21 protein-coding genes are annotated in these 21,488 nt (G+C 37.6%); 19 read left to right on the forward strand and 2 right to left on the reverse strand.

The features are described from left to right. The first annotated feature begins 39 nt into the window (after positions 1-39). The 6 genes from epd to KO502_RS16455 all read left to right on the forward strand — a co-directional run bounded on the left by epd (position 40) and on the right by KO502_RS16455 (position 6,540). Entirely contained in the window at positions 40-1,056 is a 1,017-nt protein-coding gene (epd, locus tag KO502_RS16430; RefSeq protein WP_216023661.1) for an erythrose-4-phosphate dehydrogenase, read from the forward strand. 210 nt (positions 1,057-1,266) lie between these two features. Continuing rightward, on the forward strand, positions 1,267-2,442 hold the full coding sequence (locus KO502_RS16435; RefSeq protein WP_216023662.1) for a phosphoglycerate kinase: 1,176 nt from the start codon (positions 1,267-1,269) through the stop codon (positions 2,440-2,442). Between the two features lie 157 nt (positions 2,443-2,599). Continuing rightward, entirely contained in the window at positions 2,600-3,487 is an 888-nt protein-coding gene (locus KO502_RS16440) for a DUF481 domain-containing protein (RefSeq protein WP_216023663.1), read from the forward strand. A 286-nt stretch (positions 3,488-3,773) separates the two neighbouring features. Then, positions 3,774-5,453, forward strand: a complete 1,680-nt coding sequence (gene ettA, locus KO502_RS16445; protein ID WP_216023664.1) for an energy-dependent translational throttle protein EttA — start codon at positions 3,774-3,776, stop codon at positions 5,451-5,453. 170 nt (positions 5,454-5,623) lie between these two features. Further along, the gene (locus tag KO502_RS16450) at positions 5,624-5,986 is read left to right on the forward strand and encodes a PilZ domain-containing protein (RefSeq protein ID WP_216023665.1); all 363 of its coding nucleotides are present in this window, start codon (positions 5,624-5,626) and stop codon (positions 5,984-5,986) included. A 56-nt stretch (positions 5,987-6,042) separates the two neighbouring features. Then, the gene (locus tag KO502_RS16455) at positions 6,043-6,540 is read left to right on the forward strand and encodes an ACT domain-containing protein (protein WP_216023666.1); all 498 of its coding nucleotides are present in this window, start codon (positions 6,043-6,045) and stop codon (positions 6,538-6,540) included. A gap of 116 nt (positions 6,541-6,656) precedes the next feature. Here KO502_RS16455 and KO502_RS16460 read toward each other — a convergent pair whose 3' ends face one another. Both KO502_RS16460 and KO502_RS16465 read right to left on the reverse strand, forming a co-directional pair. Then, complete coding sequence (locus tag KO502_RS16460; protein WP_252730820.1) at positions 6,657-8,651, reverse strand: ATP-dependent DNA helicase; 1,995 nt, start codon at positions 8,649-8,651, stop codon at positions 6,657-6,659. Between the two features lie 48 nt (positions 8,652-8,699). Next, positions 8,700-9,089, reverse strand: coding sequence for a hypothetical protein (locus KO502_RS16465; protein ID WP_216023667.1), 390 nt, complete (start codon positions 9,087-9,089; stop codon positions 8,700-8,702). A 295-nt stretch (positions 9,090-9,384) separates the two neighbouring features. Here KO502_RS16465 and KO502_RS16470 point away from each other — a divergent pair, with 295 nt between their 5' ends. From KO502_RS16470 to KO502_RS16530, 13 genes are all read left to right on the forward strand, one after another. After that, entirely contained in the window at positions 9,385-9,945 is a 561-nt protein-coding gene (locus tag KO502_RS16470) for a diguanylate cyclase (RefSeq protein WP_216023668.1), read from the forward strand. Further along, positions 9,946-11,055, forward strand: a complete 1,110-nt coding sequence (locus KO502_RS16475; RefSeq protein ID WP_216023669.1) for a beta-ketoacyl-ACP synthase III — start codon at positions 9,946-9,948, stop codon at positions 11,053-11,055. Between the two features lie 6 nt (positions 11,056-11,061). Further along, a complete protein-coding gene (locus KO502_RS16480) occupies positions 11,062-11,748 on the forward strand; it encodes an iron-containing redox enzyme family protein (RefSeq protein ID WP_216023670.1) in 687 nt (228 codons plus the stop codon). Continuing rightward, complete coding sequence (locus tag KO502_RS16485; protein ID WP_216023671.1) at positions 11,738-12,577, forward strand: hypothetical protein; 840 nt, start codon at positions 11,738-11,740, stop codon at positions 12,575-12,577. Before KO502_RS16480 ends, KO502_RS16485 begins: the two co-directional genes overlap by 11 nt. 543 nt (positions 12,578-13,120) lie before the next feature. Next, complete coding sequence (hisG, locus tag KO502_RS16490) at positions 13,121-14,023, forward strand: ATP phosphoribosyltransferase (RefSeq protein ID WP_216023672.1); 903 nt, start codon at positions 13,121-13,123, stop codon at positions 14,021-14,023. A 213-nt stretch (positions 14,024-14,236) separates the two neighbouring features. Then, a complete protein-coding gene (gene hisD, locus KO502_RS16495; protein ID WP_216023673.1) occupies positions 14,237-15,541 on the forward strand; it encodes a histidinol dehydrogenase in 1,305 nt (434 codons plus the stop codon). 2 nt (positions 15,542-15,543) lie between these two features. After that, the gene (hisC, locus tag KO502_RS16500) at positions 15,544-16,704 is read left to right on the forward strand and encodes a histidinol-phosphate transaminase (protein WP_216023674.1); all 1,161 of its coding nucleotides are present in this window, start codon (positions 15,544-15,546) and stop codon (positions 16,702-16,704) included. A gap of 61 nt (positions 16,705-16,765) precedes the next feature. Next, the gene (hisB, locus tag KO502_RS16505; protein ID WP_216023675.1) at positions 16,766-17,851 is read left to right on the forward strand and encodes a bifunctional histidinol-phosphatase/imidazoleglycerol-phosphate dehydratase HisB; all 1,086 of its coding nucleotides are present in this window, start codon (positions 16,766-16,768) and stop codon (positions 17,849-17,851) included. Next, a complete protein-coding gene (hisH, locus tag KO502_RS16510) occupies positions 17,851-18,513 on the forward strand; it encodes an imidazole glycerol phosphate synthase subunit HisH (protein WP_216023676.1) in 663 nt (220 codons plus the stop codon). Before hisB ends, hisH begins: the two co-directional genes overlap by 1 nt. A gap of 5 nt (positions 18,514-18,518) precedes the next feature. After that, positions 18,519-19,274 (forward strand): 1-(5-phosphoribosyl)-5-[(5-phosphoribosylamino)methylideneamino]imidazole-4-carboxamide isomerase, encoded by a 756-nt coding sequence (hisA, locus tag KO502_RS16515; RefSeq protein ID WP_216023677.1) that lies wholly within the window; start codon positions 18,519-18,521, stop codon positions 19,272-19,274. After that, the gene (hisF, locus tag KO502_RS16520; RefSeq protein ID WP_216023678.1) at positions 19,274-20,047 is read left to right on the forward strand and encodes an imidazole glycerol phosphate synthase subunit HisF; all 774 of its coding nucleotides are present in this window, start codon (positions 19,274-19,276) and stop codon (positions 20,045-20,047) included. The genes hisA and hisF overlap by 1 nt, the downstream gene beginning before the upstream one ends. 69 nt (positions 20,048-20,116) lie before the next feature. Next, positions 20,117-20,737 carry a bifunctional phosphoribosyl-AMP cyclohydrolase/phosphoribosyl-ATP diphosphatase HisIE gene (gene hisIE / locus KO502_RS16525; protein ID WP_216023679.1) on the forward strand — a complete coding sequence of 207 codons (621 nt, stop codon included), beginning with the start codon at positions 20,117-20,119 and terminating at the stop codon, positions 20,735-20,737. Between the two features lie 124 nt (positions 20,738-20,861). Continuing rightward, complete coding sequence (locus KO502_RS16530) at positions 20,862-21,356, forward strand: GNAT family N-acetyltransferase (RefSeq protein WP_216023680.1); 495 nt, start codon at positions 20,862-20,864, stop codon at positions 21,354-21,356. Positions 21,357-21,488 lie beyond the last annotated feature (132 nt).

Consider the following 21,488-nt stretch of genomic DNA (forward strand, 5'->3'; position numbering starts at 1 on the left):
TAAAATAATAAATTAGCAATAACCAATACTGTAGGAAACATGACAATTAGAATAGCTATTAATGGCTTTGGCCGTATCGGTCGCAGCATAGTAAGAGCACTGTATGAAAGTGACAAAACAGAGTTATTCACCCTCGTCTCTATTAATGAAGTAGCAGAGCCAACAGGTATCGCTCACTTATTAAAATACGACAGCACTCACGGACGATTTCCATTTGATGTCAGCCAATTTGACCACCAATTAATTATCAATGGTGATAAAATAGCGTTAACCCATATCAACTCATTAAACGCTCTTCCTTGGCAACAGCAAGATATTGACATAGTGCTAGATTGTACTGGTATATACGGTAGCCAAGAAGATGGTCTAGCGCATATAAAACAAGGTGCGGGCAAAGTTTTATTTTCTCACCCTGGCAGTCAAGATGTTGATGCCACCATTATTTATGGTGTTAATCATCAAATTCTCAATGCTGAGGATCGTATCGTTTCCAACGGTTCATGTACCACTAATTGCGTGATACCCGTCATAAAGGTGATTGATGAGGCATTTGGCGTGGAAAGTGGTACTATCACCACAATTCATTCTTCCATGCATGATCAACAAGTTATTGATGCATATCATGATGATTTACGACGTTCACGTGCGGCAAGCCAATCAATTATTCCTGTAAACACAAAATTGGCCGCCGGTATTGAACGTATATTACCAAAATTTAAAGGCAGATTTGAAGCTATAGCAGTACGTGTGCCAACACTGAATGTTACCGCGATGGACTTAAGCCTAACGGTTAATAGTGATGCAAGTATCAACGCTATTAATCAAGCGATACAAGCCGCAACTAAACAACATGAGTTATTAGGGATACTTGATTATACTGAAGAGCCTCTCGTTTCAGTCGATTTTAATCATGATCCACACTCATGTATTGTTGATGGCAGCCAAACTCGTGTGAGCCATAAACGCTTAATTAAAATGCTTATATGGTGTGACAATGAATGGGGCTTTGCTAACAGAATGCTTGATACAGCAATGGCAATGCAGCAAGCAAAGTAATTTAATAAAATTAACGTACAAATATCATATTAGTTAGTTAATATGGAGTAATAGATTAAAAAATTTCAGATATAAAAAAGTATCTTAAAAGCAAAGTATTAAGCATAATTTTAGAAAAGAAAGATCAAGAAAAGACAGATCAAGAAAAGAACACGTTATATAACCCAATAACGAACATTATTTACAAACTGTAAAAAAATAGGAGACAATATGTCTATTATCAAAATGGCTGATCTAACTTTAGCTAACCAACGCGTGTTAATTCGTGAAGATTTAAACGTACCTGTAGAAGAAGGTAAAATCACTTCAGATGCACGTTTACGCGCCGCATTACCAACATTAAAGCTTGCCTTAGAAGCTGGTGCAAAAGTTATGGTAATGTCTCATTTAGGGCGCCCAACTGAAGGTCAACCTGAAGAAGAGTTTTCACTTCAACCTGTTGCAGACTATCTTAAAGATGCATTAAATTTCCCTGTTCGTTTAGAAAAAGATTACCTTGACGGTGTTGAAGTTGCTGCAGGCGAATTAGTTATTTTTGAAAACATTCGCTTTAACGTTGGTGAAAGCACTGATGACGAAACTCTATCTAAAAAATTAGCAGCTCTTTGTGACATCTTTGTTATGGATGCTTTTGGTACCGCTCATAGAGCACAAGCAAGTACGCATGGCGTAGCAAAATTTGCTCCTACAGCTTGTGCTGGTCCATTATTAACTGGTGAACTTGATGCACTAGCTAAAGCGCTTAAAAACCCAGCACGTCCGTTAGTGGCTATTGTTGGTGGTTCTAAAGTATCAACTAAATTAACGGTACTAGATTCATTATCTAAAATTGCTGATACCTTAGTAGTTGGTGGTGGCATTTCAAATACATTTGTTGCCGCTGCAGGTAACGAAGTAGGTCAATCACTATATGAAGCAGACTTAATTCCTGAAGCACAGCGTTTATGTGCGCAAACTGAAGTTATTTTTGCACAAGACGTTACCACAACTAAAGACGGCTTTAGTGACTGGAAACATGACTCTGCAACTACTGTTAAACCTGCTAATTCAGTAACTGCTGATGAAGAAATCATCGATTACGGTACAGAAACGGCCGCAAAAGTAGCAGAGATCATCAGAACTGCAGGTACGATTTTATGGAACGGCCCAGTAGGCGTTTTTGAAATTAATGCTTTCTCAAAAGGCACTGAAACAATTTCACGCGCAATTGCTGCAAGTGAAGCGTTTTCAATTGCTGGTGGTGGTGATACTTTAGCTGCTGTTGATAAATACGATATTGCTGATCAAGTATCTTATATTTCAACAGGTGGTGGTGCTTTCTTAGAATTCCTAGAAGGTAAAATATTACCTGCAGTAGAAATTTTAGAGCAACGTGCTAAGTCATAATATATGGCTGTACTTGAAGGTTAACGACTAGTTAGCATAAAGTTACAAGTAACATTATTATTCATTAAAGGGCTTCTGCCCTTTTTTTGTGCTCGAAAAAAACTATAAGTTAGGTATAATTCTCCCATTGTTAACTTTCAACTTTACCTAAATCATCTTGACTGCATTTTTTTCCCCTTATATTTTATTTATCTTACTCTTTAGTTACTGTTTCTTACCTAAGATCTCGTATGCTCAAGTACAACAAAGTAACGCCGCAGATCCGTCTGATATTTTATTCAGTATTGAAAAAGCTAACGACTCAGATCAACCTTCTACTGGTACTATATTCCGTGCTTCAGCTCAGTTAGGTATATTATCATTAACAGGGGATACACGTAGTGACGATATTAAAGCCGGTTTTGATATTCACTTTGAAAGAGGCCTTTGGCGTAGCACCTTTGGTGGCGACTTATTAATTAAAAAAACAGAAAAAACAACAGTAAGTAGTAGTGGAGTTGCTATCAAAGAGCTTAGTACATCTGATCATAGGTGGAGCCTTGCTTCACAAACTAATTACACAATTAATCCTCTTAATAAAAACTATGTATATGGCAGCTTGTTTTATGATGAAGATCGTTTTTCGAGTTTTAAATCACAATCATCGATGTCTATTGGTTGGGGGCGTCGCTGGCATGAAAATAAACAATCAAATTTTGACGCCGATATTGGTCCGGGTTATAAGCAAGATATAACACTCGTTACTCCTGCAGAAATAGCTTTAGGGCAAACGAGTGAAAAACTTAATTCCTTAATATTACAAATTCAAGCACTGTATAGAAATAAATTGAATGAGCATATCGAGTTTAAACAATTATTAGTAGTAAAACACGCTATAGCAACTGGCGAAAACAGTATTTATAAATCAGGTAGCTCTATCACCAGTCGTTTGATTGACTCATTACAATTAAAACTTAACTTTGTCGCTAACTATAATAGTCAAGTTGATAACGATAAAGAAAACTTAAATACTGAGACATCTGTAGTACTTGTTTATAGTTTTTAGTTTTTAGTTTTTAGTTTTTAGTTTTTAGTTTTAAAATCATGCCTTCATTTCGTAGAGTAAAGTAATTACCTCATAGATTATTTTTGCTGATTAAAGCTGGAAAGACCCTGTTTGCATTTTCCTTTGTATCGTAAGACCACAAAATGATTGATATTGTTAATTTTCTTAATATTGATACTTTATCAATTATTAAAATTAACTTAATCACATTGCTTGCCTACTCGCTTTAACCTAGAATATTAACAACTAAATTTTGCTTAATTTTCTTATTATAAAAGGTTTTTGTATGGCTCAGCCACTTCCAGATAAATTCATCATGTCGATGAATCGTGTTTCTAAAATTGTTCCACCAAAACGCACAATCCTAAAAGACATTTCATTATCATTTTTCCCTGGCGCTAAAATTGGTGTATTAGGTTTAAATGGCTCAGGTAAATCAAGCTTACTTCGTATTATGGCAGGTGTTGATACAGAATTTGAAGGTGAAGCCAAAGCATTAGCTGGTACTAATATTGGTTACTTACCGCAAGAGCCTGAATTAGACGAAACAAAAACAGTGCGTGAAATTGTTGAAGAAGCCGTATCTGAAGTTAAAAACGCCCTAGCTCGTCTTGATGAAGTGTATAACGAATATGCTGCTGAAGATGCTGACTTTGACGCACTTGCTAAAGAGCAAGGTCAATTAGAAGATATCATTAACGCTAACGATGGTCATAACATTGATAACGTACTTGAACGTGCAGCTGATGCCTTACGTTTACCTGCTTGGGATCAACTGGTTAGCGTATTAAGTGGTGGTGAACGTCGTCGTGTTGCTCTTTGTCGTTTATTACTACAAAAACCAGACATGTTATTACTTGATGAGCCAACCAACCATTTAGATGCTGAATCAGTTGCTTGGCTAGAGCGCTTCTTACATGATTACTCGGGCACTGTTGTGGCAATTACCCATGATAGATACTTCCTTGATAACGTTGCAGGTTGGATATTGGAGCTAGATAGAGGCCACGGTATTCCTTATGAAGGCAACTACACTAATTGGTTAGAGCAAAAAGATGCGCGTCTTGAGCAAGAAAGCAAAAGTGAAAATGCGCTACAAAAAACTATTAAGCAAGAGCTTGAATGGGTTCGTTCAAACCCGAAAGCCCGTCAATCTAAAAGCAAAGCCCGTATGGCGCGTTTTGAAGAACTTAACAGTCAAGACCATCAAAAACGTAACGAAACCAACGAGCTTTACATTCCACCTGGACCACGTTTAGGTGACAAAGTACTTGATGTAGTAAACTTAAGTAAGTCATTTGGCGATAGAATGTTAATTGATGATTTAAGCTTTAGCGTACCAAAAGGCGCTATTGTTGGAATTATCGGTGCTAACGGCGCGGGTAAATCAACCCTATTTAAAATGATGTCGGGTGCTGAAAAGCCAGATTCTGGTGAAGTTATTGTTGGTGATACGGTTAAACTTGCCAGTGTTGATCAGTTCCGTGATGACATGGATAATAGCAAAACCGTTTATCAAGAAATTTCACAAGGCCATGACATTCTACAAATTGGTAACTTTGAAATTCCAAGCCGTGCTTATGTAAGCCGCTTTAACTTTAAAGGTAACGACCAACAAAAGATCATTGGCGACTTATCTGGTGGTGAGCGTAACCGTGTACATTTAGCAAAACTAGTACAAACTGGCGGTAACGTATTATTACTCGATGAGCCAACCAACGATTTAGATGTTGAAACCTTACGTGCTTTAGAAGAAGCGTTATTAGAGTTCCCTGGTTGTGCTATGGTTATCTCGCATGATCGCTGGTTCCTTGATCGTATCGCAACACACATTTTAGATTACCGTGATGAAGGCCAAATCAACTTCTACGAAGGTAACTTTACCGATTACGAAGCATGGTTGAAGAAAACCTTAGGTCCTGCAGCGGCAGAGCCAAGTAGAATAAAATACAAAAAGATTGGCTAAAAGCATTTATCTCAAAATAAATAATTAATTATTTAATTAAGCTACCTTAAGAAAAATATCAAGCCAGTTAAGCTAATAATGTTAACTGGCTTTTTTACATCAGCAACCTTTTTACTTTTACAATAAATGTGGCTATGCTAGAGGTCACAGATAGCTAAGATGTTAATTTTATGGATGATAGACGACAATTTACCCGCATTTTATTTTCAATAAAAGCCGATATTACAATAGAAGAACAGACCTACCCTGTTTCTATTCATGATATTTCACTTAATGGCGCTTTAGTTACCGCGATAAAAAGCGAGCAATCATTAAAAGGTAAAATAGGCACATTACACTTTGTATTATCAGATCAAGAATCTGAAGTAACAATGAATATCGCTGTAGTGCACGAAAAGGAAGATGAAACAGGCTTGCAATGTAACGCCATTGATATTGACAGCGTTACTCATTTGCGACGACTAATTGAGCTTAATCTTGGTGATAGCGAACAATTAAATAAAGAGCTAACTCAATTATCTCGCCTAAAATAATCACTTGCTATATAACTATCCTTGCTTAACCATTCTCTTGTATTGTAGGAGCTCAAATGAACCATATCGTAATCTCTTGTATTGGTCCTGATAAAACAGGTCTAGTAGACGCATTATCAAAAATAATTGCCAAACATAATGGCAATTGGCAAGTAAGTAGCTTGCATCAGTTATCAGGATTTTTCGCAGGTGTTATTGAAGTCGCTGTTACTAAAGAGCATTGTGAGAGTTTAGTAAATGAGTTAAAAACTATTGACGGCTTAAACTGTCAAATTGAAGTGGCAAAACCTGACTTAGCCAAAACAAACTGTAACTTAGAATTAGAAATAACCGCAAACGATAGAGCGGGTATTGTCCAAGAAGTTTCCTCTGTTATTCATCATCAAAATGGTAATTTAATTAAATTAGTTTGTACCCAAGAAAGCGCTGCGCATAGCGGCCAAGACATGTTTAAAGCAAAAGTAAAAATATCTATTGATGAAAATTCAATTGATAATTTAATTGCAGCGCTTGAACAAATTGCTGATGACTTGATGGTAGATATTTCTAGGTAAGATCTATATCGGATTATTGAATATATAAACGAGTCTTTGGGCTCGTTTTTTGTAGGCTAGACATTATTAAGCCGAGTTCATCAGATTAGTTAACCTCTAACTTAAAAAGTTCACAATTATTCCGTGAGACTTTCCAAAAACTCTGCTGCTTTAGCAATATCTCTGCTGCGCTTCATATCAGGTAAACTTTTCAGAAAGGTTTGACCGTAAGGCTTATTCACCAATCTGTCATCGCAAATCACCATTACCCCGCGATCCTTAACATCACGAATAAGTCGCCCTACTCCCTGCTTTAAAGCGATAACCGCTTGTGGTAATTGAATTTGGCTAAATGGCTCACCGCCTTGTCGTCTAGCATCTTCACAACGGGCTTGCAGTAATGGATCATCAGGAGAGGCAAACGGTAGTTTATCAATAATAACACAAGTGAGTTTGTCACCACGTACATCAATGCCTTCCCAAAAACTGGCTGTGGCCAGTAATACTGCGTTATCTGCTTCAATAAATTGTTCAAGTAACTTTCGTTTTGCCATTTGCCCTTGCACAAGTAATGGATTATCAATACTCGAAGCTAATATTTCGGCCACTTGGTTCATTACTCTATAGCTAGTAAAAAGCATAAAACACGCTCCTTTACTGGCTTTAATTAACGGCTCAGCTAATTCAGCTAATTTTAAAGCGCGGTTTTTATCATTAGCTTGCGGTAAGTAGCGCGGTACAACAAGTTGTGATTGTGTTTGATAATCAAACGGGCTATCAAGCATAAGTTGCCTAGCACCTTGTAATCCTAAGTGCTTAGAAAAGTGATCAAAACTATTATCTACCGCCAACGTTGCCGAAGTAAAAATCCAACCTGCGCCTGACTCTTTCACTACCGTATTAAATTTATCACTAACGGTTAACGGTGTTTGATGTAAAGTGACGCTGCGCGGCGTGGTTTCATACCAAAAACTCATACCAAAAGATTCAACATTAGTCATGACTTCATATTGCGCCAGCAAGTTTACTGCGCGGTCAAAACAGTTATCTATCGCTTCGTTTCTTGAAATACACAGTTTAATCACTTGATAAAGAAAGTCTAAATCCGTTTTTAAGTTGGCAAATTTTTGTTGAAATTGTGGCTGTTTATGTTTTTCACGCCAGTTACCACGCTCAGGATCGTAATTAAATAATAACCGAAACTCTTGGCAAGTTTTCTGTAGTTTTTCAGCTGCCAGGCCAAGCTGCTTTACATCAGTCAAACTGCTTCGATGTACTTGTAAAACATCGGTACATAAATCTACAAGTTGCTTACTAGAAAATGCTTCACCAAAATACTCGCTGGCAATATCACCTATTTGATGGGCTTCATCAAAAATCATCACTTGTGCTTTCGGAATAAGTTCACCAAAACCAGTGTCTTTCAACGCCATATCGGCAAAAAACAAATGATGGTTTACCACAATAATATCAGCGTCACTGGCTTTTTGACGCGCCCTAACTAAATGACAGCTTTCATAATTAGGACAATCTCTTGCCAAGCAATTATCCAACGTACTGGTAACAAAAGGGAAAATAGGTGAATCTTCACTTACATTCACTAGCTCGCCAATATCACCACTTTGCGTGCCATTTGCCCACGTTTTTACTTTGACTAAATCTTGCAACATTTGTGCATCAAGTTGACCACGGCTGTCTTGATATTGCGCTAAGCGATAATTACATAAATAATTTGCACGGCCTTTTAGTAACGCTACTTGCGCATTACTAGCTAAAGCTTTTTTAATTAATGGGATATCTTTATGAAAGAGTTGCTCTTGCAGGTTTTTAGTTCCTGTAGAAACAACAATTTTTTTAGGTACTTTAGGATTTAATGATAAGAATGCAGGAATTAAATAGGCAAAGGTTTTGCCTGTACCTGTGCCCGCTTCAACAATCAGTGATGATTCATTTTCAATAGCATGAGCAACATCTAATGCCATATCAGTTTGCGCTTGCCGTGGAGAAAACCCTTGAATGGCCTTTGCTAAGGCGCCACTTTCAGAAAAAGCATGGCTGACCTCATTAACGCTTTTAGTCGCACTTTGATTAGCAATGTTAGCACTTAAAGTGCCAGTTGTAATTTCAGTCATGTAAGACGGGAAAGAAAAAATGATATGGTGAGTATACTTAACTACGGCTTAAGCATAAAGATCTAAGTGCTTAGTGTCATCATCCTCATCTTCATTATTTTTTTCAATATTCACTTCACTACCATGTTTTTCATAGGTTATTTCTTCAATACTATGAGTCTCAGTAATGTTGTGATTATCAACCTGTTCTTCGCTATTTTCGTCATGAGATTCATTAACCTCATCGTTTATCTTATTCGGCTCTTTGAGTGACCGTTCCCTTTTCTGCTGATGTTCTTTATCTTCACTTTTTAAATAATACTTATGATTTTCAAGGTGATCAGAATCTTGACTCAACTTACTGCTAGCCGACTCTTTAAGTAATGCTTTCACTTTAAAGTCCGTTGGTTTAATGGGGCGCTGCACTACTTGCGCCAATTGCGTGGTAAAAATATCCATTAGCCCTCCTCATCCTAGGTTACTATTTAGTTAATGATAAAAAAGTGTTTATACTCTATTTATAACCTGTTATCGGCAATATAACTATAAACTTGAAACAAGGCCAATATCTTTGATTTAAGTATATTTACTGACTTTATCGTTAATAATATGGGCATTAATTACGATACCGCTAAAACAAAAAAAATTGTCAACATCATATTTTTCACCCGCTAGAGTTGAAATAACTATCTCTTTATATTCACTATTTATTTTAGTAGACTCCTGCTCCTAATAACAAAAGGAACACTTAGAAATGGACACTTCAGTATTATTAATAAATGTCATGTTATATTTATTTTTGCCTCTGTGGGGAATTGCTGGTTTTGCTGATTGGTGCTGCCACCGCGCTACAAAAATTGAGGAAAATACAGGTATTAAAGAATCATTAATGCATTCATTGATGGGACTACAAATGGGGGTTCCTATTGTGTTGTGCCTAGTATTTAATGTGAATGTGCTCATTTTATTGATTTGTATTATCACCTGGATTTCACATGAGGTTGTTGCTCACTGTGATGTGCGATACGCCACACCACTGCGTAAAATATCTATCTGGGAAATGCACGCCCATACTTACTTAGGCTCTTTGCCTTTGTACATGCTAACGTCAATTATTATTGTTAATTGGGACCATTTTTTACAGCTCATTACTTTTGACTGGGCTGGTAACATGTCACTTACTTTACTTGATGAGCCACATGCAACACCAGGGTACCTAACGTATTATTTACTCTTCATGGCGGTACTATGTATATTCCCTTACACAGAAGAAAATATACGTTGCTTAAAAGCTTATTTAAAAAAAGGAAAGTAAGTGGACGTTTATATCAATAGTACTGGTCATTTTTTACCCGGAAAAGCCATTAATAATGACGAAATTGAAGAGGTTTTAGGGTTAATTCATGGTAAAAAAAGTCGATTAAAAAAGAAAATTCTTCAATCTAATGGCATTTTACATCGTCATTATGCCATTAACACTGCACAAGAAACTGTAATATCAAATAGTGAAATGGCTGCCAATGCGGGTCGTAACTGTATCGACAACAGCTATCTTTCTAGCAATAAAATAAAAATGTTAAGTTGTGCAACTAGCCAAGGTGATAACGTTTTACCCGGTTTTGGTAGTATGGTTCAGGCCGCTTTAAACATTTCTGAAATAGAGCTAAGTACCAGCCATGGTATTTGCTCAAGCAGTATGATGGCACTTAAAACCGCTTTCAATGCAATAAAATGTGACGATCACGATAATGCTCTCGTGGTTGCTAGTGAGCTAACCTCTCGGTTATTTAAACATACGCGATATGAGCAGGTTGAAAATAACGACGTTGATTTTAATGCTGAGTTTTTACGTTGGATGTTATCAGATGGCGCTGGCGCTCTATTGTTAGAAAACCAATCTAGACCAACAGGTAAAAGCCTGAAAATTGATTGGATAAAAAGTTTCTCACATGCCAATGCTTTTCCTGTGTGTATGTCTGTTGGTCAAGCCAAAGATGAAGATCACAAAACTTGGCAAGATTATGCAACCTATAGCGAAGCAGAAAGAGCTGGTGCTTTATTATTACGCCAAGATGTTAGGTTGTTAGACAACATCGTTGCTGTTGGCGTACAAGGTTTCTTAAAGTTAATATCCCAAAAACATGTTGATACCGATAAAATTGATCATGTACTTTGTCATTTTTCGTCTAAATATTTTAAAAGTAAAATATTCGACATGCTAGAAACTGCAGGCGCGAGTATTCCTGAAGAAAAATGGTACACCAACTTATATCAACGCGGTAATACCGGTTGCGCCTCTATATTCATCATGTTGGATGAGTTTATCAACACACATGATTTAAAAGTTGGCGAAACTATTTTTTGTATGGTGCCTGAAAGTGGCCGATTTAACTGTGCTTATATGCATTTAACTGTTGCGGAGTAATTTTACATGGAAAATAAAGTACTAACCCCTTTAGGTCAGGAATGTTTACAGTCATTATTAAAAATCTGGTTAGATTTTGATTTCTCACTTAATAATGTTCCAGTCGTAAAACGACTAGAGCAAGGCAGATTAAGCCTTGAAGACTATCAAACATTGCTACTTAATTTACGCCAGCAGGTTATTGAAGGATCACGTTGGATAAGCCGAAGCGCCTCAAGTTTTGATAGAGATTACAGCGACATTAGATCAATAGTTATTGGTCATGCAAGCGAAGAACATAGAGATTACTTACTGTTAGAGCAAGATTATGTCGCTACTGGCGGTAACGTTGAAGACATACAATCGGCCAAGAAAAACATGGGCTCTGAAGCATTACATGGTTTTTTAATGTATCGCGCCAGCCAACCTAACCCGATTGATTTAATAGGCGCCATGTGGATCATTGAAGGCTTAGGCAATAAAATGGCGTTAAAATGGTCTAAGTGCATTAATGAGCAATTTACCTTTGATCAATCAGCAACCTCATTCATGGATTATCACGGTGAAAATGACGAGCATCATTTAGCAGAGCTGTATAAGTTAATAGACCGCGTGGCTACTTCAGAGAAAAATATTGAAAATATTACTCGCACAGCCAAAGTAGTCGCTAAATTATATAAATTACAATTAGAAGAGGTGGATAATGACGAGTAAACTGCCGAGTAAGTATTTACAAGCAATACGTCATGATGATTCACTGCCAATAGAGGAAGAAGCCGTTAACTTGTGGTTGAAAGATCTTGATAATAGTTTTCGCTGGGTATTAAGACCAATACTACAATTATTTTTTGCGGCATTGCTGCATATTGTGTGGTTTATAAAACGTTTACCACTACCACAATTTAGTGCTCATCAATTTCTACAGAAAACCATTTGCTGGTTTTGTACCCACTTTGTTTCACCTGAAGCGAATTTTTTGATATTAAGACACTTTGCCACTGAATCAAATATCCTCAATTTTTTAGCTGAAAACACAGACAACGACCACAGAGTCAATCTCTACCCTAAAACCATTAACGATATGTTAAGTAATACCTTTGTGAATCATGATGAAGAATTATTTGAATGTTTTATACAGTTAGGTAAAAGCAATACAAATGATAGCCAAGCTGAACAGTTACACTGGTCTAGTTGGCAAGCTATTAAGATGGATGAGTTTTCAATAGAAAGAAAAAAAACACAAATACTCGACTTTGAAACATCACACGCCCTATTTATGTGTTTATTTTGTTTTTTATTGAAAAGAGATGAATATCGAGACGCTATCAACGGTTTTAATTTAGATCAGTCTATTGCCATAAGGATCGGTCGTATTATTGGCGAACCAAACCTTTCCGAATATGCTTACAATAAATACCCTCAATACTTGCTAGGTCCTTGGAACTTAGGACAACGGTTTTTAATGCACGGTTTTTTCACTGAACATTTATATGCAAAATTAGAGCAATTAAGGCTTAATGAACTGTCAAAAACAACTAAATAATAGTATTAATCTCTCATTATTTTAATTTTTCAACACATAAATTTAGAGTAATAACTTAAAGTAATTTAGATATAACAAATAGCAATAAAGAATGTTTATTTATTGCTTGCAGAGAGTAAAATTTAACAGTAGTGTATTTGTCATTGCAGCAAGATATTTACCTTAAACATAAGTAAATCACTTGTTATTAAAACAAATTACTTTTAGCACTGATAATTTAAAACTAAATAGTATAAAATATCAGTAATTGAATGACTCACTACTAGAGACTTTTGAAAATGAACATTAACCTGAATCGACATCATCACCACCATCATCGCAACTAGCCCGTTCAGGTTTACTTAATAAGTAAACTACCGAAGGGCAAGTGGCCTTTCAGTGGTTTAAAAATAGCATAATACAAACTCTTAATCTAAGTAACCGTAATTGCTAAACCCCCGAAAGAGTCACGACTCTCTCGGGGGTTTTTCGCATTTTAGCGAAATGAGAATTGTATATTTATCTACATAAAAAATTAAAGATTTAACGATAGGAATTAACATAATGAGTACATCAGAGCCACGTTTACGCATTGCTATGCAAAAGTCAGGTCGCCTTAGTGATGACACCCAGGGATTACTAAAGCGCTGTGGATTAAAGATCAACTTGAGCGATAGAAGATTATTGGCTCATGTAAGTAATATGCCTATTGATATTATGCGAGTACGTTCAAGCGATATCCCTGGTTTAATTATGGATGGCGTTTGTGATTTAGGCATTGTTGGTGACAACACTTTGGAAGAAGAAGAGTTAGAACGTCAACTTATTGGTAGTAAGTCAGATTATATTCGTACCACGACATTAGATTTCGGCGGCTGTCGTTTTTCTATCGCTATGCCTGAAGAGTTTGAATACACAGGTTTACAATGTTTAGACGGTTTACGTTTTGCAACAACCTACCCGCAATTATTAACACGTTTTGCTAAAGAGAACGGCATTAACGTTGAGTTTTGTTTATTAAAAGGCTCTGTTGAAGTTGCGCCTCGCGTTGGTTTAGCCGACGGTATTTGTGATTTAGTTTCTACAGGTGCAACACTTGAAGCGAATGGCTTAAAAGAAGTAGCTGAAGTTTTCCGCTCAAAAGCGTCTTTAATTCAACGTGCCGATTCATTATGTGAAGGTAAACAAACAATTTTAGATACTTTATTACCTCGCATCTACGGCGTAATGAAAGCCAAAGAAAGCAAGTACATTATGCTACACGCGCCAGTGAATAAAATTGCAGAAGTAAGCAAGCTTATGCCTGGTACAGAAACGCCAACGGTTTTACCACTAGCTGGTCGTGACGATATGGTTGCGGTACACGTTGTAGCAACTGAGACTTTCTTCTGGGAAACCATGGAAAAATTAAAAGCACTAGGTTGTCACTCTATCCTAGTTATGCCAATCGAAAAAATGATGGGCTAATTCGCGTCATCATTAAGACTTCTGCTGCATTGTCGGCGTTGTTCGTTACCATCACTTAGTATACTAAGCTCAGGCAACTCACAACTTGACGGCTTTGCAGAAGTCATAATGACTTAGCGAATAATCAACGTAAAAAGTACAAATAAGTAATACTTCAGAAATATTAATACCAAGGTCGACTTGGTAGAACTGAGACAGGGTCGAGACAGAATTATGATAAATCAGCTTATCAATTGGCAAGAGCTTTCACCGCAACAACAAACAACAGCATTAGCGCGTCCTGCTATTGCTGACAGTGCGTTATTATCAACACAAGTTGCTAATATTATTTCGCGCGTAAAAAACCAAGGTGATCAAGCTCTACTCGAATTAACCGAGCAATTTGATGGTATAGCACTGAAAACTTTAGCAGTTAGTGCTGAACAAGTAGCTCAAGCAAAATCTGCGTTAAGTGAAAAACGCTTAAAAGCAATCAACACTGCTTACACGCAAATTCGTTCATTTCATCTTGCTCAAAAAGCTGAAGATATCACGGTTGAAACAACACCTGGCGTAAAGTGTACGTTAAAAACTGAAGCGATTGAAAGTGTTGGTTTATATATCCCAGCAGGCTCTGCACCATTACCTTCAACGGTATTAATGTTAGGTGTTCCCTCACAAATTACCGGTTGTGATCGCGTGGTACTTGTTTGTCCTCCAGATAAAAACGGTGAATTAGCGGATGAAATTTTAGTTGCTGCCGACCTTTGTGGTATTACTGAAATTTATACCGTTGGTGGTGCGCAAGCGATTGCCGCTCTTGCTTATGGTACCGAATCTATACCTGCAGTAAATAAAGTTTTTGGTCCCGGTAACCGTTATGTTACTGAAGCTAAAACACAGCTTTCACAAAAAGTTGCTGGCTTTGCTATTGATATGCCTGCTGGCCCATCTGAAGTGTTAGTGTTAGCCGACAAAGATGCAAATGCAGGCTTTATCGCTGCTGATTTATTATCACAAGCTGAGCACGGCGTAGACAGCCAAGTTATTTTATTAAGTGATAGTGAAACATTAATTAAAGCTGTAGAACAAGAACTTAATAAACAAGTTCTTTTATTATCGCGCTCTGAAATAGCACAAAAAGCGTTAACGCAATCACGTTTAATATTAACTAAAGATTTAGCTCAAGCTGTTGAAGTGTCTAACCTGTACGGTCCTGAGCATTTAATCATTCAAACTGAAGATGCGCCAACGTTATTAAAAGTTTTACGTAATGCCGGTTCAATTTTTGTCGGCGCTTACACGCCAGAATCTGCGGGTGATTACGCGAGTGGTACTAACCACGTATTACCAACCTATGGCTATTCAAAGGTAGTTTCAAGCTTATCATTAGCTGATTTTTCTCGTCGTTATACCGTACAAGAAATCACTAAAGCGGGCTTAACTAGCTTGTCAGAATGTATTATTGAATTAACTGACGCTGAAGGGTTAGATGCACATCAACGTGCAGTAACTATCCGTTTAGAAGAAGGTAAATAAGCATGAGTTCGACTGCTAACAATGCTTCAAGCATTGATGCTTTAATTAAAAAATTAGCAAGAGAAGAATTAGTAGATATGGTGCCATACCAATCTGCTCGTCGTCTTTTTGCTAGCGGTGATAATGCACAAGCTAACAGTAAAACATGGCTAAATGCTAACGAAGCACCGGGTCAAGGTAAGTACCAGTTAAATAGCGAAAATATTAATCGCTACCCTGACTTTCAGCCGCAAGCGTTATTAAACGCTTACAGTAATTATTGCCAATTACCCGTAACCAACATACTGGCAACACGTGGCGCTGATGAAGGTATTGAATTAATTATTCGCAGCTTTTGTAAAGCTTACCAAGACAGCGTGCTCATTTGTCCGCCGACTTACGGTATGTATGCAATTAGTGCTGAAAATCATGGTGCTGATGTTGTTAAAGTCCCTTTAATTAATACCGTCACTAATAACGAAGAAACTAAATGCCAACTAGATCTTGAAGGCTTAAAAGCCCAAGTGGGTAACGTTAAAGTAGTATTTTTATGTTCACCAGGTAACCCAACGGGTAATACCCTACCGCAAAGCCAAATTAAAGCAGTTATCGAGATGTTTGCCGATAGCGCTATGGTAGTGGTAGATGAAGCATACTATGAATACACATCTGAAGATTTCTCTGCTGAGCAAATCAATACCAAGTTAATTAGTGAATACGACAACGTAATAGTATTAAGAACTTTATCAAAAGCTTTTGCTTTAGCAGGTTTACGTTGCGGTTTTACTTTAGCTAGTAATGAGGTTATTACCTTATTAAGTAAAGTAATTGCGCCTTACCCTGTGCCAGCGCCTATCGCTGAAATTGCTAGCCAAGCATTAACTAATGATTTAGCGGCTATGCAAACCCGCGTAAACAGCGCTAATGCATTACGTGCACAATTAAATGACTGGCTTGAGCAACAAGCATGGTGCTGTGAAGTTTTCCCAAGCGACGCTAACTTTGTACTATTTCGTTGTAACAACTTAAGCGAGAAAGACACCGTATTTAATTTATTGGTAGAGAACAACATTTTAATTCGTGACCAATCTAAGCAAGTACAACTTGAAAATTGTCTGAGAATTAGTCTTGGCAGTGAAGCCGAAATATCACAGTTAAAACAGCTATTAGAAACACTTAAGTAACGTTAATGCTAGCTTGAAATAAATAGCTAGGTTACAAACATAATGAAGAGCATTTTATTTTATGAGTAATACCCAAGAGAAAATATTATTTATCGACCGTGACGGAACACTTGTTGAAGAACCAATTGTAGACAAGCAACTTGATACGCTAGAAAAGCTAGTATTTGAGCCTAACGTTATTGTTGAACTACTAAAACTACAAGCAAAAGGCTTCAAGTTAGTGATGGTTTCAAACCAAGATGGCTTAGGCACAGATAGCTTTCCACAAGCAGACTTCGATTTACCTCATGACAAAATGATGGATATATTTACTTCTCAAGGTATTCATTTTCAAGACGTTCTCCTTTGTCCTCATTTTGAAGAAGACAACTGTAACTGTCGTAAACCTAAACTTGGTTTAGTAAGTGAATACTTACAACAAGGTCGCGTCGATTTTACTAACTCGTACGTTATAGGCGACAGAGAAACCGATATGGGCCTTGCGGCGAATATGGGTATCGTTGGTATTAAATATGATCGCGAAACTTTAAATTGGGCACAAGTTAGCGAGCAAATCATTAACCAGTTAGAACAACCTCGTGTTGCTACCGTGACTCGTACCACTAAAGAAACTGATATTACGGTAACCGTTAATTTAGACAAAGCCGGTGGCAGCCAAATCGATACTGGCTTAGGCTTTTTTGATCACATGTTAGATCAAATAGCGACACACGGCGGCTTCCAACTAGATTGTAAAGTAAGCGGTGATTACCACATTGATGATCATCACAGTGTTGAAGATACAGCTTTAGCCTTAGGACAAGCATTACGTGAAGCCTTAGGTAACAAGCGCGGTATTAACCGTTTTGGTTTTGTTATCCCAATGGATGAATGTAGAGCAGAATGTGCTATCGATTTATCTGGCCGCCCATGGTTAGAGTTTGACGCAGAATTCACTAGCGATAAAGTGGGTACTATGTCTACGCAAATGGTGCCACATTTCTTCCGTTCACTTGCTGACTCAATGTTAATTTCATTACATTTATCAACCAGCAAAGGTAACTGTCATCATCAAGTTGAAAGTTTATTTAAAGTGTTTGGTCGTGCGCTAGGTCAAGCGATTAAAGTTGAAGGCGATGCAATGCCAAGTTCAAAAGGTACCTTGTAATGACAACAGCGATCTCTTTACCAACAAACGTTATTGTCGATACAGGTTGCGCTAACTTATCATCAGTTAAATTTGCGGTAGAACGTTTAGGTTTTGACGTAGTAATCACTGACGATGTTGAGTTAATTAAACAAGCTAAAAAAGTTATTTTCCCGGGTGTTGGCAGTGCTAAACACGCCATGGAAAATATTCAAGCGAAAAACTTAATCGACGTACTTCAAAGTTTAAAACAACCCGTATTAGGCTTTTGTTTAGGTATGCAGTTAATGACAGAAACATCGACTGAGGGCGACAGCGAAAAGCTAGTACCTTGTTTAAACTTAATTCCTACCAAAGTTGAGCCATTAAAAGCAGAAAATAATAGGCTACCGCACATGGGTTGGAACACACTAACGCAAGTTAGCGACCACCCTATTTTCAACGGTATTTCCGTAGGTGATTACTTTTACTTTGTACACAGTTTTGCTGCGCCAATTAGTGAATATACTATTGCCAGCTGTGAATACGGCAGCGCTTTTTCAGCAGCAATTGCAAAAGATAACTTTATTGGTTGTCAATTTCATCCTGAACGCTCAAGCGCACTAGGTAGTAAAATTATCCAAAACTTTCTTGAACTAGACGCTGAAGTGCTCGTTCTTTCTAATAAAAAGCAGGAGCAATAATAATTATGATGATCCCAGCAATTGATCTAATCGGTGGCGAAGTTGTTCGCTTGTATCAAGGCGATTACGCACAAAAAACAAATTACCAATACACTGTACAAGACCGTCAGCAAGCTTACGCTGATGCAGGCGCAACGGTCATGCACTTTGTTGATTTAGACGGCGCAAAAGACAGTACTAAACGTCAATTAGAAACCTTAAAAACCGTAGTTAATCACCCGTCAATGATCATTCAAGTAGGCGGTGGCGTGCGTTGTGAAGATGACGTAAAACAATTATTAGACCTTGGCGCAAACCGTGTTGTTATTGGTAGTTTAGCAATTAAACAACCTGAACTTGTAACCCAGTGGCTTAAAAAGTACGGCAGTGAAAAAATTGTTTTAGCCTTAGATATTAAAATTGATGCCCAGGGCAACAAAACTCTACCTACACACGGTTGGATTGAAGACAGCGGTGTGAACCTAGAAGATTTATTAGCACAGTACCAAGATGCTGGCATTAAGCATATATTATGTACTGATATCAGCAAAGACGGCACCTTAACAGGTACTAATGTTGATTTGTACACAGAAGTTTGTGCAAAGTATCCTGATATCGATTGGCAAGCATCAGGTGGCATTGGCAGCTTAGATGACATTAAAGCACTAATACCTACCGGCGTTAGTGGTGTTATTTTAGGTCGTTCTTTGTTAGAAGGTAAGTTTACTCTAGAAGAAGCCATTGCTTGTTGGCCTCAATCGAATACTGAAGGTGATAAGTAATGCTAGCTAAAAGAATTATCCCTTGTCTTGATGTTCGAGATGGCAAAGTGGTTAAAGGCGTGCAATTTCGTAACCATGAAATTATCGGTGATATTGTACCACTTGCCCAAAAATACGCTGAAGCAGGTGCTGACGAGTTAGTATTTTACGATATTACCGCAAGCTCTGACGGCCGCGTTGTAGATAAAAGCTGGGTTAGTCGTATTGCCGAAGTAATTGATATTCCCTTTTGTGTAGCTGGTGGTATTAAAAGCGAAGCCGATGCTAAAGAAATATTGATGATGGGCGCTGATAAAATTAGTATCAACTCCCCTGCTCTTGCTGATCCTAGCTTAATTACCCGTTTAGCGGATGTTTTCGGGCAACAATGTATTGTTGTTGGTATAGACAGCTTTTACAACAAAGACACGGGTAAGTATGAAGTTTACCAGTTTACCGGTGATGAAACGCGCACGCAGCAAACGAGCTGGACAACCTTTGATTGGATCCAAGAAGTACAAAAACGTGGCGCAGGTGAAATAGTATTAAACTGTATGAACCAAGATGGTGTTCGTAATGGTTACGATATTGAGCAATTAAAACAAGCGCGTGCCGTCTGTAACGTTCCATTAATAGCCTCTGGCGGTGCAGGAGCTATGGAGCATTTTAAAGATGTTTACCAGCAAGCAGATGTAGATGGCGGCCTAGCTGCCAGTGTTTTCCATAAAGGTATAATTCCGATGGATGAACTCAAACAATACTTAATTGATAACAAAGTAGCTATTAGACCGTAAATTTAATGAGAGCACTAATATTGGCTCGTCTACTGAAAACGCATAAAGAAAAGGATTAAAAGCAACAACATGATTGTAACTTTAGACAACGTAAAAGATCTCGCTTGGGAAAAAATGGACAACTTGTTACCTGCCATCATTCAAGATGCGGCAACAGGTGCGGTATTAATGCAAGGTTTTATGGATGTTGAAGCATTAACCGCTACGTTAAATACCAGTAAAGCCACTTTCTTTAGTCGTTCAAAGCAACGCTTATGGATGAAGGGCGAAAGCTCTGGCAATACCCTTGATGTTACCCAAGTACTTGCTGATTGTGATAAAGATTGTTTATTAATAGCGGCAAATCCAAACGGACCAACGTGTCATCTAAATACGACCTCTTGTTTCCCTGAGGAACAACTAAGCCAACAAAACTTTTTAAGTCACTTAGAACGCTTTGTTGATAAACGAGCAAGCGATCCAATTGAAGAAAGCTACACAGCACGCTTACTTTCTCGCGGTACTAATAAAGTTGCCCAAAAAGTTGGAGAAGAAGGTGTTGAGGTCGTAATTGCTGCACTTGCCGAAACTAAAGATGACTTTTTAGGTGAATGCGCTGACTTGTTTTACCATACGCTAGTATTACTAAAAGACCAAAAAATTGAACTTTCAGAAGTAATGGAAGTACTACAAAAACGTCATCAAAAGTAAGTATTAAACGTACCTATTAAGTATTAGCAATTAAGAGCATTCGTGTATAATTTTATTAATACACGGATGCCTTTTTGTTATAGGGTTTAAGTTTATCAACTACAACGTATATTAATTAGCGAATATGAGTAAAGTAACATGGCGTCATAAAAAATTTTCACAGTTATCCCTTGAACAACTCTATGACATGTTAAAACTACGTGCCGATGTTTTTGTTGTTGAACAAAACTGTGTTTATCCTGATTTAGATGGAGAAAACGATTGCTTAGACCGGCATTCACAAACCATTCATTTACTCGGCTACCAAAATACGGATATGACCAACGCTAAAGGTGAACAACTTGTAGCTCATTTGCGTATTTTAGCCAAAGGACAAAGTTACCCTAGGCATATAAGTATTGGCAGAGTGGTTACCGCTACCCATGCTAGAGGTAACGGTTTAGGTCATGAGCTATTAACTAAAGGGTTAACTTTGTGTCAGCAGTACTTTCCTAATGAGCCTATTAAAATATCAGCACAGCAACATTTAAAAACGTACTACGCTAAGCATGGCTTTGAACAAGTGTCAGCGATGTACCTTGAAGATGGTATTCCGCATATTGCGATGATAAGAGATTAATACCAATTTGATTAAGTTCTTTCCCACTCAGCGAGAATTAAAAGGCTTAGAGGCAAGGCATTGATTGAAGAGAATGGTTGTTCAGGAGAATGTGCTCCTGCATTCTCTTAGTAAGCTACATCCATGTAGCGT

The sequence above is a fragment of the Colwellia sp. E2M01 genome (assembly GCF_018860585.1).
GTDB lineage: Bacteria > Pseudomonadota > Gammaproteobacteria > Enterobacterales > Alteromonadaceae > Colwellia.

Coding starts and splice junctions, on each gene's coding strand:
- epd (WP_216023661.1), top strand. CDS start 40: ATGACAATTAGAATAGCTATTAATGGCTTTGGCCGTATCGGTCGCAGC.
- KO502_RS16435 (WP_216023662.1), top strand. CDS start 1,267: ATGTCTATTATCAAAATGGCTGATCTAACTTTAGCTAACCAACGCGTG.
- ettA (WP_216023664.1), top strand. CDS start 3,774: ATGGCTCAGCCACTTCCAGATAAATTCATCATGTCGATGAATCGTGTT.
- KO502_RS16450 (WP_216023665.1), top strand. CDS start 5,624: ATGGATGATAGACGACAATTTACCCGCATTTTATTTTCAATAAAAGCC.
- KO502_RS16455 (WP_216023666.1), top strand. CDS start 6,043: ATGAACCATATCGTAATCTCTTGTATTGGTCCTGATAAAACAGGTCTA.
- KO502_RS16460 (WP_252730820.1), bottom strand. CDS start 8,651: ATGACTGAAATTACAACTGGCACTTTAAGTGCTAACATTGCTAATCAA.
- KO502_RS16465 (WP_216023667.1), bottom strand. CDS start 9,089: ATGGATATTTTTACCACGCAATTGGCGCAAGTAGTGCAGCGCCCCATT.
- KO502_RS16470 (WP_216023668.1), top strand. CDS start 9,385: ATGGACACTTCAGTATTATTAATAAATGTCATGTTATATTTATTTTTG.
- KO502_RS16480 (WP_216023670.1), top strand. CDS start 11,062: ATGGAAAATAAAGTACTAACCCCTTTAGGTCAGGAATGTTTACAGTCA.
- KO502_RS16485 (WP_216023671.1), top strand. CDS start 11,738: ATGACGAGTAAACTGCCGAGTAAGTATTTACAAGCAATACGTCATGAT.
- hisG (WP_216023672.1), top strand. CDS start 13,121: ATGAGTACATCAGAGCCACGTTTACGCATTGCTATGCAAAAGTCAGGT.
- hisD (WP_216023673.1), top strand. CDS start 14,237: ATGATAAATCAGCTTATCAATTGGCAAGAGCTTTCACCGCAACAACAA.
- hisC (WP_216023674.1), top strand. CDS start 15,544: ATGAGTTCGACTGCTAACAATGCTTCAAGCATTGATGCTTTAATTAAA.
- hisB (WP_216023675.1), top strand. CDS start 16,766: ATGAGTAATACCCAAGAGAAAATATTATTTATCGACCGTGACGGAACA.
- hisH (WP_216023676.1), top strand. CDS start 17,851: ATGACAACAGCGATCTCTTTACCAACAAACGTTATTGTCGATACAGGT.
- hisA (WP_216023677.1), top strand. CDS start 18,519: ATGATGATCCCAGCAATTGATCTAATCGGTGGCGAAGTTGTTCGCTTG.
- hisF (WP_216023678.1), top strand. CDS start 19,274: ATGCTAGCTAAAAGAATTATCCCTTGTCTTGATGTTCGAGATGGCAAA.
- hisIE (WP_216023679.1), top strand. CDS start 20,117: ATGATTGTAACTTTAGACAACGTAAAAGATCTCGCTTGGGAAAAAATG.
- KO502_RS16530 (WP_216023680.1), top strand. CDS start 20,862: ATGAGTAAAGTAACATGGCGTCATAAAAAATTTTCACAGTTATCCCTT.